Origin of the sequence: Hymenobacter sp. 102, from assembly GCF_049949205.1 — a bacterium.
Lineage (GTDB): Bacteria > Bacteroidota > Bacteroidia > Cytophagales > Hymenobacteraceae > Hymenobacter.
On sequence record NZ_CP188172.1, the window covers coordinates 238,159 to 250,738 of the forward strand.

Sequence of the window (12,580 nt, forward strand, 5' to 3'; positions counted from 1 at the left end):
CGGGCCACCGGGCGTGTGCCCAGTAGAGAAAGAAAAGCCCTGGAACTGCCCTACCGGGAATGTCAGGGCCCTATCTTCGCGGCCATATGATTTCGACGTTGACGCTGGGTTTTTTGTGCGGGGCGGCCTTTCTGGCGGGGCTGGTGGATGCCATTGTGGGCGGTGGCGGCCTGATTCAGCTGCCTGCCATGCTGCTCTTGCTGAAAGGTACACCCACTCCCACCATTCTTGGTACGGGCAAGGTGTCGTCTCTGCTGGGTACGGCGGCGGCGTTCCGGCGCTACGCAGGGCAGGTGCCCATTCAGTGGCAGGCGGTGACTCCCGCGGCCGTGGTGGCGGGCGTGTTCTCGTTTCTGGGGGCGCGGGTGGTAAGCCAGTTGCCCCAGGAACTGCTGCCGAAACTGGTGCTGGGGCTGCTGGTGGTAATTGCCGTGTACACCTTCTGGCGTAAGGATTTTGGCTCGTTGCACGCGCCCCGACTGCCGCCCCGGCGGGAGCCGCTGTATGGCGCACTGGTGGGCATGATCATCGGGTTCTACGATGGGTTTTTCGGGCCGGGAACAGGCTCGTTTCTGCTGTTTGCCTTCGTGGGGCTGTTTGGCTACGATTTTCTTACGTCCTCCGCCTCGGCCAAACTGGTGAATATTGCCACGAACCTGGCGGCCCTGGCTTACTTCGCCTACACCGGCCAGATTCTATGGGCTGCCGCCGTGCCCATGGCCGTCAGTAATATCATCGGCTCCACGCTGGGCGCTCATCTGGCCCTGCGCCACGGCACCGGCTTTGTGCGCGGGCTGTTTCTGGTAGTGGTCAGTGCTTTCATTCTGAAGCTGAGCTGGCAGATGGTAGCTCCCTGAATGCGGAAACTCTGCGCATCTTTTAAACAGATAGCCCCTGACGAGAAATATCGTCAGGGGCTATCTGTTTAAAAGATGCGGCCTTCTGGTGAGGTGTCGCTATTCCTCGTAGCGGTTGGGCAGGCCAGGAGCGGCAGTGCCCTGGGCACCTTGCGTATTCGGAACGCCCATTTTCTCTTCCCGTTTCCGCTGGTACTTATCAAACTGAGCGGGAGTTAGGGTTTCTTTCAGCATTTCGAGGCGCGACTGCCCGATGTCGTCCACCACGGCGGCCATCTTGCGCACGTCCTGGCGATAGGTTTGGCGGGCAGTTTCCACGCCCCGTACGCTGATCAGGTTAATCTGGCGCACCTTCTCAATTTGCTGTGGATTCAGGCCCAAGGCCTTTTGCATATTGTCTGTAAGGCCATTAGCCCGAGCCGCAATTTGCTGCTCATTGAGGACGGGTGCCGCCGGGCGGCTGGCAGATGCGGCAGGCTTGCTGGCAGGTTTGGGGCGAGGGGCCGTTTGGGCTAGCGCCGCAGGAGCAGCAGTCAGCGCGAGTAGAGCCACTAGCAGAGAAATCTTCATAGGGAAAGCAACAAAAACGAACCCGGCGACAATTGCCGGGGTGGGTTTGCAACAGTAAAGATGGTGCCAGTTTTTGGGAAACTGACTGCCACAACGCCTGAACGGGCGGTTCTATTTCCCGGCCAGCAGAAAAATATTCGTTAGGCCGGATATATACGGCGTAACCTTTCCGCGGGCATTCCCTTACAACACTGCAGTCCTTCCCCTAATCCTTCTTGGTATGAAGTCCGATACGCGCAACTCCCTGCTGGTGGCCGCTGCCAGCGCTATTGGTTTGCTGGCCGCTACGCTCTACGTGCACCGCCGCGGCTCGTATGATTTGGCTGGTCGGGTAGTACTCATCACGGGCGGCTCGCGGGGGCTGGGCCTGATTCTGGCCCGGCAGGCGGTGGCCGAGGGGGCCCGCGTGGCCATCTGCGCCCGCGACGCCGAAGAACTGGAGCGGGCCCGCCAAGAGCTGGCCGAAGACGGAGCCGAGGTGCTGGCCCTGGCCCGCGACCTGACCGAAGCCACCGAAGTGCGCACCCTGGTAGCCGAAGTGCAGCAGCGCCTGGGCGCCATTGATGTGCTCATCAACAACGCCGGGGTTATCAGCGTGGGAGCCCTCGACCACATGGAGGTGCGCGACTACGAGGATTCGCTGAAAGTGCATTTCTGGGCCCCGCTGCATGCCATGCAGGCCGTATTGCCGGATATGCGTCGCCGGGGCGAAGGCCGCATTGTGAATATTGCCTCGGTGGGCGGCAAGGTGGCCGTGCCCCATCTGGTGCCGTACAGCGCCGGTAAGTTTGCCTTAGTGGGCCTTTCCGAAGGCTTCCGGGCCGAGCTGTTGCAGTATGGCATCCGGGTAACCACCGTGTGCCCCGGCCTGATGCGCACGGGCAGCCCCCGCAACGCTACCATCAAAGGCCAGCACCAAAAGGAGTACGCTTGGTTCAGCATTGCCGATTCGCTGCCGGCCATTTCCATGGATGCGGAGCGGGCCGGGCGCGAAATCTGGAACGCCTGCCGCCGCGGCGACGCCGAGGTGATTCTGGGACTGCCGGCCAAGCTGCTGGCGGGCTTCCACGGCCTGCTGCCCGGCACCACCGCCGATTTGCTCAGCTGGGCCAACCGGGCCCTGCCCGGCCCCACCGAGCGGCAGCTGGGCAACGAGCGGCGCTTTGGCTACGAGTCCGAATCATCCCTGACCCACTCTCCCCTCACCGCCCTTACCCGCCACGCCGAAGGGCAGAATAACGAGCAGTGAGTTGGCTGGGTAGATAGGTGGTTGGGTGGTTAGGTGTGTAACCGAGCGTTGTGCAGAGTGCAGAGGCCAGAGGCCGAGGCATCTTGCGTGCTGATGTTGTGGAGGTATCCAGATGTCAGCAGGCGGGATGCTTCGGCCCCCGGCCTCTGCACAACGTTCTGGTATGATGCGGCTGTGGGCGAAGTGTAGGCTGGCGGGTTTTTTCTATCATTACCGCTGGGTTTATTCCTTCTGCACTCAATCCGCTTTTCGTTGACTTATCCCGTTCATCTTACTCTGGGGCCGCTGGCGTTGCCGGTGCATCTGGTGCTGGAGGTGCTGGCCTACAGCCTCGGGTTTCGGGTGTACCAGCACCTGCGCCGCCGCACCCACGACCCAATTTCGGAGGAAAACCGCCTCTGGATTTTTGTGGGCTGTGCGGCCGGGGCGCTGCTGGGCTCGCGGGTGCTGGGGCTGCTGGAACACCCGGAACTGCTGCTGCACCCACCCGGCGGCTGGCTGTACTACTTCACCAACAAAACCATTGTGGGCGGCCTGCTGGGCGGGCTGGTAGGAGTGGAGCTGACCAAGAAACGCCTCGGCGTCACCACCTCCAGCGGTGATTTGATGGTGTACCCCGTCATCCTGGGCATGTGCATCGGGCGGCTGGGCTGCCACTTCTCGGGCCTGGAGGATGGTACCTTCGGCACGGCTACCACGCTGCCCTGGGCCATCAACTTTGGCGACGGCGTGCCGCGCCACCCCACCAACCTCTACGAAATGGGGTGGCTGCTGCTGCTGGCGGCCCTGCTGTGGCTTACGGAGCGGCGGGGCCCGCTGCCCAACGGCTGGCGGTTCCGGTTTTTTATGGTGGGCTACCTTGTGTTCCGGCTGCTGGTAGAGTTCCTCAAACCCACGCCCGCGCCGGCCGGCTGGGGCCTCACTGCCATCCAGTGGGCCTGCGTGGCCGGCCTGGGCTACTACGCCTGGCTCTGGGCCCGCGACTGGCGGCTTACCCGGCGGCGAACTGCTGAAGCCGCCGGGCAGCTGGTCTGATGGAAGGGGGCGCGATGAACGTGTATCGGATGATACTGGTGCTGGCAGGGGTACTCCTGCTGGCTCCGGCCTGCCGGGCGCAGCGGCTGTCGGCGGCCACGTGGGCCGGGCTGGCAAAGGCGCGGCACTCCCGCATGGGCCGCGCCAACACAGTGGGCTTGGGCTGGCCCGCTACCCACGTGCCGAAACGGTAGCCCTGTTCGAGCAGGTTTTTCAACTGCCCGAACAGGGGCATCGGGCCTGGATGCAGGAATGCCTGCAGGCGGCTATTCGGAAGTACCCGCATCCGCAGTGGGCCGCCCTCAGCTCCCGGCTGCACCTCACCGAGCAGCAGCAGCGCCAGGTAAAGGAGTATTGGGAAACCCCCTGAAGTGCAACTGCCCGCCCCGAAAACGAGGTTTCCGGGGCGGGCAGTTGCACCTCGCCCGGGTGGGTGCGCCGGAGCGCTACACCGGCTGCACAAAGCGCTTGGTGTCGCCGCGGGCAATGCATGATTTGCCGTCGGGGCCGGTGGTCAGGCTTTCAGGATACTGCCTTCCGGCCGGTGGGCTTTACGGTGCTTTGGGCAGGGCTTTGAGGGGCACCATCACCTTGTCCAGCACCACCTGGTACACGTCGGGCGTTACGCTCACGTCGCCCAGGTAGGGGTGGTCCAGGGCCACAATCAGGAAGATCATCAGGCCTACCATGAGGGCCAGCATACCGGTGAGCAGGGCGTGAAAACGTAGATTTTCCACCACGAAACAATAGGAAAACGCAATGGTGACGACGGCCCCCAGCAGCACTACCGCCCATAACACTCCCGGCACGCCGTTGCCAATGCTTTCGATGCGCTGCCGCCGCAGCTCCACCAGCCGGTTGAAGGTGCCGATGGCCTCGCCGTGCAGCACCTGCTGGGCGGGGCTGTTCACGTTGGTACGCAGCAGCTTCAGCTGAAAATCCGTCAGCACGGCCCGCTCGGTGTCATTGGCCATACCCCGGCGCTGGGCCGGCCACGATTTTTCCACAATGAACTCGGTGTACTCGCGCAGCTCGCGTTGCAGGGGTGGGCCCACGCTGTCGGGGTAACCGCTCAGGTCGCGGTAGAGCACGGCCAGCTGGGCGGCTTCCTGGGAGGCAATGCCCGAGGCATCGGAGTAGTTCTGCCAGGTGGCCACCGTGAGCAGGCCCAGCGTGAGGCCGTACAGCACGGTAACACCCGAGAAAAACCAGCCCACGGTGCCGTTGTCGATAAGCGCGGCCATGCGGCTGGAGTGCAGCCGCCGGTGCGTAACGTAGAGCCCCAGCAAAGACACCACAACGGTCAGGCCCACAATCAGCAGGGCCAGCAGCCAGGTAGGCATTTCGTACAGCCAGATCATATAGCGCAGGGAAGGGTCCACGGAATACAACGCGGCCTCCCAGGGCGACTTGGTTTCCATCGGAGGGGGTAAGGTGAAGGGAGAAAAGTGAAGCGGGAGGCGGTATGATACCGCAAACGGTTGAGTTTGGTTGCTGCCCGGGCCACCCGGGGCGGGTAGCAGGAATTCTGAAAATTTATCAGACCTTCCGCCCGCATCCTTTCCCTGCTACCTCACCCTGCCCGGATATGCCCGAACGGCCCTATACCTACTACGACTTCACCCTGAGCCTGTGCCCCCACTGCCTGCGGCGGGTGGAAGCCAAAATTGTGTTCGAGGATGACAACGTGTACATGCTCAAACGCTGCCCCGAGCACGGCCGCCAGCGCGTGCTCATTGCCACCGACGTGGAGTACTACAAGAGCATCCGCAACTACGTGAAGCCCAGCGAAACGCCCCGCCGCTTCAACACCGCCACCCACTACGGCTGCCCCTACGACTGCGGCCTCTGCACCGACCACGAGCAGCACTCGTGCCTCACCGTCATCGAAATTACGGACCGCTGCAACCTTACCTGCCCCACCTGCTACGCCGAAAGCAGCCCCCTGCACGGCCGGCACCGCACCCTGGCCGAAGTGGAAGCCATGGTAGACGTGCTGGTGGAAAACGAGGGGGAGCCCGACGTGGTGCAGATATCCGGCGGAGAGCCCACCCTGCACCCGCAGTTCTGGGAAATTCTGAATATGTGCAAGCGCAAGCCCATCAAGCACCTGATGGTGAACACCAACGGCGTGCGCCTGGCCAAGGACGAGGAGTTTGTGGCCCGCCTGGCTACCTACGCCGGGGCCTTTGAGGTGTACCTGCAGTTCGATTCGTTCCGGAAAGAAGTCCTGGAAAGCCTGCGCGGGCGCGATTTGCGCGATGTGCGCCTCCAGGCCCTGGAGCACCTCAACAAGCACAACCTCAGCACCACGCTGGTAGTCACGCTGCAGAAAGGCCTCAACGACGACGAAATGGGCGAAATCATCGACTTCGCCCTGAAGCAGAAGTGCGTGCGCGGCGTCACGTTCCAGCCCACCCAGGCCGCCGGCCGCCTCGAGCACTTCGACCCCGCCACCGACCGCCTTAGCCTCACCGAGGTGCGCCAGGGCATCATCGACCAGAGCCCGGTGTTCACGGCCGAAGACCTGCTGCCCGTGCCCTGCAACCCCGATGCGCTGGCCATGGCCTACGCCCTCAAGCTGGATGGGGAGGTGTTCCCGCTGACCCGCTACGTCGACCCCGCCGACCTGCTGCAGAGCACCGGCAACACCATCGTGTACGAGCGGGACCCGCGCCTGCGCCAGCACCTGCTCAAGCTGTTTAGTACGGCCAACACCGTGGATACCGTGCTGCCCGAAATGAACCAGCTGCTGTGCTGCCTCCCGCAGGTGCAGGCCCCCAATCTGGGTTACGATAACCTGTTCCGCATCATCATCCTGCAGTTCATGGATGCCTGGAACTTCGACGTGCGGGCCATCAAGAAGTCCTGCGTGCACATCGTGAGCAAAGACCTCAAGATTATCCCCTTCGAAACCATGAACCTGCTCTACCGCGACGAGCAGAAACAGCAGCAGCTGGAAGTGCTGCGGGATATTCCGGTGCTGTAGTCATTGTCCATGGAACAACCAACGCAACCCACGCCTGCCCCCAGGCATTACATCGGTCGTGTTCTGCTCATCAACCTGGGGATAGTGCTGGCCTTGCACCCTGGCCGGCAGCTGTTCACCGGCGGCGACGAGGGTATTTTCATGCTGCTCTTTGTGCTGGCTTACCTGAACGGGCTGTTTTTTATTGGCTGCCTGGTGAGTGGACGGAGCAAAACCGGTATTGGGTTTCTGCTGGCGGCGCTGCTGGTATTTGTCATCGGCTTCGGCGACTGCGCCACGCATCTGCGCCTGGGCAGCATGCACTGAACGGAGCTACCTGACGTCAACCAAAAAGCCAACCCGTATGAAGTGGCTACCAGCAACTGCCGCCTCTCTGATATCGGGAGTTAACCTAGTACTGGGCGCAGATGCCCTGTTGCACCACCGGGGCTCGGTAACCGCCGTATACCTGCTGGCGGCCCTGCTGATTGGCTTGATTGGCTTCGGTGACTGCGTAACTCATTGCCGACTGCACCCACAGTAGTCTTAATCCCGATACCCCGATGCAACCCGACCGTCCTGCCACGCCCCGCATTCTGCGCAACAACGTACTGGCTATCCTTGGGGTGGCACTGGTGCTGGGGCTGTTGGCCCCTTACACTGATGGAGCTTCAATAATCGTGTTTGGAGTGGTGTACCTGGGATTGGCACTGGTTAATATCGTGCTGGGCTTCGTGCACTTGAAACGGGGAGCCGCTGCTTATTTTCTAAGTGCTTTGCTGGTTTTCCTCATTGGGTTTGGCTCGTGTGCGGCCATGTTCATGCTCGGTGGAATGGGCCAGATGTAGTCCTTGCAGGTTGCCTGTAGGAGCTGGCTAACGCAAACTGCCCCGCTGGTATCAGCGGGGCAGTTTGCTTGAACGGTGGCGGAAATCAGGGAGGCGCTTAGCGCGAGAATACGGACGTGTAGGTGGTGGCAGCGCCCTGCTCACCTTTCTGCGTGAGCTTTACGCGCAGAGTGGTAGTAGTAAGCTCTTCCACGAAGAAATGGCGGGTAACATCGGGCTGGCTTACCGTCAAGGAGTCGCCGGCCAGCTTCCAGGAACCGGTAATCTGCTGAGGGGCATCCGGATGAGCTTTTAGCTGAGCTTCATCAAGTACGTAGCCACCATCTGCTTTAAAGGTGTGCAGATTGTCGCGCTGGGCGGCCTTCATGCGGGGTAAAATATCAACGGCGGGAGCAGCCGTTGCCCCTGGGGCGGTACTGGCCAGTGTGAGGCTGGCCAAGTGCCAGGGGCCGGAGGCCAACAGCTCCGGTTTTGATTGGGCATTTGCAGCGGCAGCTGCCACTTCCTGGGCGGGATCTTTTATCTCCTCAATTTCTTTCTCGCACGATGCAAACACGAGGGTGCTTGCCAACAAGCTCAGGAATACGGGCAGTTTCTTCATGAAAACGGATTTTGGTGAATGTGCAACAACACGCTCGGCGGCGTAGTACATCTGCGGCATGTGCCTCACAATTAAACGTCCAACTTCTCTACTACATCGGCTGCCTTCGACTGCCGGTGTGCAAATCTAACTAATTATAAATCGTAGTGGTTCAGGGGGTTGTCTAATTTGGTCGTATCTTCCAATGATGTATCTGAGAAGTACTATAATAGGCGCATTTTCTTGATTATATGCCGATAAATTATATAAAAAATGAAATACCCCGCAACAGCAGTAGTTGCGGGGTAGTTGAATGTATAATGGTATTATTCAGATACTAAGGTGCTGGCTGACACTTGGGACAGGTGTAGGTGGCCCGTCCGCCTACATAGGTTTTTACAATTTTAGTGCGCGGGTGCCGAGGACAGTAATGGTGTTTGTCAGTGCCGGGAGTCGCGGAATCATCCCATTCGCGCGCATGGATCAGAAAACTAGCCGGAAAATGCCGGTAATTGGCCTCGTGCTGAATGGCCGTGCGCAACACCAGCCCCATGGCGCTGTGGATACGCCCAACCTCCGCCGGCATCAGCGACGACGCCACGCGCTCCGGATGAATTTTGGCTTGAAACAGCACCTCATCCACAATCCAGTTGCCCAGGCCCGCCGCCAGCCGCTGGTCCAGCAGCAAGGGCTTAATCAGGGTTTTGCGCTTGCCCAGGGCAGTTTGCAACTGGTCTACCGTAATATCCAGCGCATCGGGACCCAGCTTTTTGGCCTGCTGGTACTGCGCTACGCCATCGGCCAGCCGGATGCGGCCGAACTTGCGCGGGTCAATAAACGCCACGCGCAGCCCCGAGCCCAGGTGCAGGGCCACCCGCGTGAAACGCGGCATATCGGCCACGTCGCGGTAGGCACCCACGTCGCCGGTCATGCCGAAGTGCAGTACCAGCACCCGACCGTCGGCAAGGTGTAGAAAGCAGTTTTTACCGAGGCGGGAAGTGCGCGTAATGGTTTGACCGACCAGGGCAGTTTGCAGCGTGGCGGCCTCCATGGCCAGTACGTGGGCATCCAGCACTTCAAAAGCGGTGATGGTTTCGCCCACCACCAGCTCATCCAGAAAGCGGCGGTAAGTTTCGACTTCGGGTAATTCAGGCATCAGGGAGAGCAGGTACGATAGACGGATGATAAGCTCAACGGGACGGGAAGCCCAAGGGTTAGCGCGCCATCCGTAACTATTAACCACGACAGCCGGCCTCCCTTGTGGGAAGCCGGCTGTCGTGGTGGGGGATATATAGGTGCTAGGAGGGGTCGGAGAGGGAGGCTACCTGTCGGCCGTTGGTATCGAAGATGCTGCCGGTCCGGCTAACGTATAGGCGGCGCTGCCGCCCATCCACCAGTACGTAGGGGTAGTTCACGCTCTCGGAGCGGGTGAGGCGGCCCACCACCTGGGCCGTTTGGGCCCCAGCGTCGAAACGCACCACGCTCAGCCGGTTGGTGAGGTAATAGTCCTCATGGGGGTTGTCGCGGAAGGTGATTTTGCCCAGCACGCTCACCGGAGCCGCCGAGGTAGCCGCCACTGTGCGCACGGGCGCAGTGGTGCGGTTGGCCAGCACGGCCGGAGTAGCCGAAGGAGCCGCCGTGCGGGAGGTGGCTACAATCTGCTGATTGGCCCGTAGCCATCCGTCGCTGATGGCAGTAAGCCGGGTGCTGCGGCCAGGGTGAGTCGGGGAGGCTTCATCGTCGGAAACGACAGCCATACCAGCCTGGGCCTCAGCCATACTGGCCCCCATTTTCCGCAGCACGAAGCCCGAGAATTCATCAGCTTCCAACTCATCGGCCGGATTGGAGCCCCCGGCCCGCAACGTATGTCCATTCAGGTGATGACCCATTTCATGGGCCAGAATGCTGATGCCTGCCCAGTCGGTGCGGCCGGCCCGGTTCACGGCGGCTACAAACCGGGGGTTGTACAGCAGGTAGCGCTGCCCCCCATACACCACGGCGGCGGCGTTCTGCACCTCGGAAGTAGCGCGCAGCTGAAAGCGGGGTTTCAACCCTACTACATCGGTAATTTCGCGCAGTACGTCGCGCTGGCCGGTAGAAGCAGACTGCGCTTCAGCTGATCCGGTTATAACAAGCCACCCGGCAAGTACCAGACCTGCAAAGCGGCGGAAAAAGCGTGAGTGGTTCATGGAAAAGTACCTTTTGTGTGAGTAGTGATAGGCAATTACCTTGCCGGAAATACTGAGCTGTCAGTTTCGTAGCTTTGGCCCGCTGGAGGAGTACTACGCAAAATTATTGTATATTCGCTGCCGCAGATATACGCTGGCTTAGCGAGTGGAAGAGGAAGAAAGAACGTGGGAAAATTTCTGAGTTACATGGAAAAAACACAATTGTCCCGGAAAAGGTTCCTGCAGGTTGGGCTTGGCGCGCTTGGGTTGGTACTGACCCTGGCAGGCGCAACGCAGGCCCAGGAGGCCTGTTTGCTGGAGCCACTGTCGTGGGCGCAACGGCTGCAGGAAGCGCCGCTGGTGGTGGAGGCGCGGGTGCAGGCCGTGCGCAGCCAGGACACCGGCCCCCACATCATCACCCTTAACGAGCTGGACGTATTTAAAGTATTCCGGGGCGCGCTGCCGGCCGGGAAACTGCTGCTGGTAACCGAAGGCGGTACCGTAGGCATGCGCCGGGAGGAGGTGTCCAATGCGCCCACGCTGGCCGCCGGCGAACAGGCCATCTTCCTGCTGCAGCCTGACCCCGGCCAGCCCGGCCGGTACCGGCTGGCGGCCGGCCCCCAGGGCCTGATCCGGCTGGACCTGACCACCGCCACCGCCGCCGACCCATTCCGGCGCTACGCATCCATTCCACTGGACCTGTACCCCGTGCTGCAGGCCCAGACCGGGAAACCATACCGCGAAATCCAGCCGAATGAAGCTCTGCTGGCCCGGTTGAGCCGGGCGGCCCGGCCAGCCGCCGCACCGCTTATTGATGATTTCAGCCCCACAACCGTCACGGCTGGTACCCAATCGGTGCTGACGATTACCGGTTCGGGCTTCGGGGCCACGCGGGGCAGCGGTACGGTGGGCTTCAGCAACGCCAACAACGGCGGAACCTCGTTCGTGTCGCCGCTGGCCGGGGAGTACCTGAGCTGGTCGGATACCGAAATCCAGGTGCGGGTGCCTTCCGTGACGGTGGGCGGAGCGGGGCCGGCGGGGACGGGCCGGCTGCTGGTTACCAACGGCACGTCGGAAAGCAGCCTGAGCAGCACCGAGCTAACGGTGAATTATTCCCTGACCAACCTCGAATACGATGGGGCTTCCGCTCCCATTGCGCTGGTGAGCCGGGATGGAGCCGGTGGCTACACGCTCACGTACAACCAGAATTTTGCGGCCAATACCGCCGCCGCCGCTTCCTTTGAGCGGGCCCTGACCACCTGGCGGAACGGGGTAGGGGCCAACCGCAAGCTGGCGGCTGGTACCACCACCATCAACTCCAACGTGGCCAACGACAACGTGAACGTGGTGAGTTTCGATGATGCCACCGAGCTGCCGACCGGGGTGCTGGGCGTCACGTACTCCTACTATTCCGGCTGTTCCAACGGCGCGGGTGGCATTAGCTGGGTGCTGGCGGGCACTGATTATATCTTTGATGGGGAGCGGAACTGGCAGTACGGCCCGGCCGCGCCCACCGGCGGACAAACGGATTTTGAAACGGTAGCCCTGCACGAGCAGGGGCACGGAATTCAGCTGGGCCATATCATCAAGCCCGGCGCGGTGATGCACTACGCTATTGCGGCCAACACCCAGAACCGGGTGCTCAACCCCACCAACGACGTGGCCGGCGGCAATGCCGAAATCGACTTCAGCCTGAGCGCCCCGCGCTGCGGCAACCCCGTGTACGTGCGGCTGGCGTCGGCTTTGCCCGTTACGCTGGTGAGTTTCGGCGCCGAGCGGGTGAGCGGGGGCGTACGGCTGCGCTGGCAGACGGCGGCGGAAATAAATAGTGCCTTCTTCGCGGTGGAAACTTCCCTGAACCCGGCCGGTGAGTGGCAGGAGCTGCAACGGCAGCCCGCCGCCGGCAACTCCACCACCGCCCGCACCTACGAGTATCTGGACTACCGGACCGTGGCCGGGCTGCGCTACTACCGGCTGCGGCAGCAGGACGAAGACGGATCCGTGCACTACTCCGCCGTGGTAACGGCCCATGTAGCCGGGACCGGCGAACTGACGGCTTACCCCAACCCGTTCGGGACGGAGCTGCGGGTGGCTTTGCCCGCCGCCGAAGCCGCCACGCTGCGCCTCTACAACCTGGCGGGTCAGCTGGTGCAGGAGCAGCCAGTACCGGCTGGGCAAACCGGGGCAGAGCTGCCGGCTACGGCTTTGCGGCCGGGAGTGTACCTGCTGGAATGGCGCGCGGCCAGCGGGCAAGTGGCTCGTACCAGGGTGGTGAGGCAGTAGCTCTGTTGCGTGGTTATGCAAA

15 protein-coding genes are annotated in these 12,580 nt (G+C 61.8%); 9 read left to right on the plus strand and 6 right to left on the minus strand.

Annotated elements, in window-relative coordinates:
• Positions 1-86 precede the first annotated feature (86 nt).
• Positions 87-857, plus strand: coding sequence for a sulfite exporter TauE/SafE family protein (locus ACN19L_RS01020; protein ID WP_426491696.1), 771 nt, complete (start codon positions 87-89; stop codon positions 855-857).
• A 99-nt stretch (positions 858-956) separates the two neighbouring features.
• Here the strand turns inward: ACN19L_RS01020 and ACN19L_RS01025 are convergent, their stop codons facing one another.
• Complete coding sequence (locus ACN19L_RS01025; protein ID WP_426491697.1) at positions 957-1,427, minus strand: hypothetical protein; 471 nt, start codon at positions 1,425-1,427, stop codon at positions 957-959.
• 220 nt (positions 1,428-1,647) lie between these two features.
• Between ACN19L_RS01025 and ACN19L_RS01030 the strand changes: the two genes are divergently transcribed.
• Complete coding sequence (locus tag ACN19L_RS01030) at positions 1,648-2,676, plus strand: SDR family NAD(P)-dependent oxidoreductase (protein WP_426491698.1); 1,029 nt, start codon at positions 1,648-1,650, stop codon at positions 2,674-2,676.
• Between the two features lie 252 nt (positions 2,677-2,928).
• On the plus strand, positions 2,929-3,711 hold the full coding sequence (locus tag ACN19L_RS01035) for a prolipoprotein diacylglyceryl transferase (protein WP_426491699.1): 783 nt from the start codon (positions 2,929-2,931) through the stop codon (positions 3,709-3,711).
• Here ACN19L_RS01035 and ACN19L_RS01040 read toward each other — a convergent pair.
• A complete protein-coding gene (locus ACN19L_RS01040; RefSeq protein WP_426491700.1) occupies positions 3,668-3,946 on the minus strand; it encodes a hypothetical protein in 279 nt (92 codons plus the stop codon). The genes ACN19L_RS01035 and ACN19L_RS01040 overlap by 44 nt on opposite strands.
• Before the next feature lie 9 nt (positions 3,947-3,955).
• Here ACN19L_RS01040 and ACN19L_RS01045 point away from each other — a divergent pair, with 9 nt between their 5' ends.
• A complete protein-coding gene (locus tag ACN19L_RS01045; RefSeq protein WP_426491701.1) occupies positions 3,956-4,081 on the plus strand; it encodes a hypothetical protein in 126 nt (41 codons plus the stop codon).
• Between the two features lie 181 nt (positions 4,082-4,262).
• Here ACN19L_RS01045 and ACN19L_RS01050 read toward each other — a convergent pair whose 3' ends face one another.
• Positions 4,263-5,132 (minus strand): hypothetical protein, encoded by an 870-nt coding sequence (locus ACN19L_RS01050; protein ID WP_426491702.1) that lies wholly within the window; start codon positions 5,130-5,132, stop codon positions 4,263-4,265.
• Positions 5,133-5,299: 167 nt separating this feature from the next.
• On the opposite strand from ACN19L_RS01050, the gene ACN19L_RS01055 reads away from it, so the two are divergent.
• The 4 genes from ACN19L_RS01055 to ACN19L_RS01070 are packed head-to-tail and all read left to right on the plus strand — an operon-like array spanning position 5,300 to position 7,527.
• Entirely contained in the window at positions 5,300-6,700 is a 1,401-nt protein-coding gene (locus ACN19L_RS01055) for a radical SAM protein (protein WP_426491703.1), read from the plus strand.
• Positions 6,701-6,709: 9 nt separating this feature from the next.
• Positions 6,710-7,006: a hypothetical protein gene (locus ACN19L_RS01060; protein WP_426491704.1), complete on the plus strand. Its 297-nt coding sequence runs from the start codon at positions 6,710-6,712 to the stop codon at positions 7,004-7,006.
• Positions 7,007-7,043: 37 nt separating this feature from the next.
• Positions 7,044-7,223, plus strand: a complete 180-nt coding sequence (locus tag ACN19L_RS01065) for a hypothetical protein (RefSeq protein ID WP_426491705.1) — start codon at positions 7,044-7,046, stop codon at positions 7,221-7,223.
• Between the two features lie 19 nt (positions 7,224-7,242).
• Complete coding sequence (locus ACN19L_RS01070; protein WP_426491706.1) at positions 7,243-7,527, plus strand: hypothetical protein; 285 nt, start codon at positions 7,243-7,245, stop codon at positions 7,525-7,527.
• A 97-nt stretch (positions 7,528-7,624) separates the two neighbouring features.
• Here ACN19L_RS01070 and ACN19L_RS01075 read toward each other — a convergent pair whose 3' ends face one another.
• From ACN19L_RS01075 to ACN19L_RS01085, 3 genes are all read right to left on the minus strand, one after another.
• Positions 7,625-8,128 carry a DUF5004 domain-containing protein gene (locus ACN19L_RS01075; protein WP_426491707.1) on the minus strand — a complete coding sequence of 168 codons (504 nt, stop codon included), beginning with the start codon at positions 8,126-8,128 and terminating at the stop codon, positions 7,625-7,627.
• Between the two features lie 316 nt (positions 8,129-8,444).
• The gene (gene mutM, locus ACN19L_RS01080) at positions 8,445-9,263 is read right to left on the minus strand and encodes a DNA-formamidopyrimidine glycosylase (protein WP_426491708.1); all 819 of its coding nucleotides are present in this window, start codon (positions 9,261-9,263) and stop codon (positions 8,445-8,447) included.
• 142 nt (positions 9,264-9,405) lie between these two features.
• Positions 9,406-10,296, minus strand: coding sequence for a membrane-binding protein (locus ACN19L_RS01085; protein ID WP_426491709.1), 891 nt, complete (start codon positions 10,294-10,296; stop codon positions 9,406-9,408).
• A 246-nt stretch (positions 10,297-10,542) separates the two neighbouring features.
• Here ACN19L_RS01085 and ACN19L_RS01090 point away from each other — a divergent pair, with 246 nt between their 5' ends.
• Entirely contained in the window at positions 10,543-12,558 is a 2,016-nt protein-coding gene (locus tag ACN19L_RS01090) for a T9SS type A sorting domain-containing protein (RefSeq protein WP_426491710.1), read from the plus strand.
• Positions 12,559-12,580: the final 22 nt, after the last annotated feature.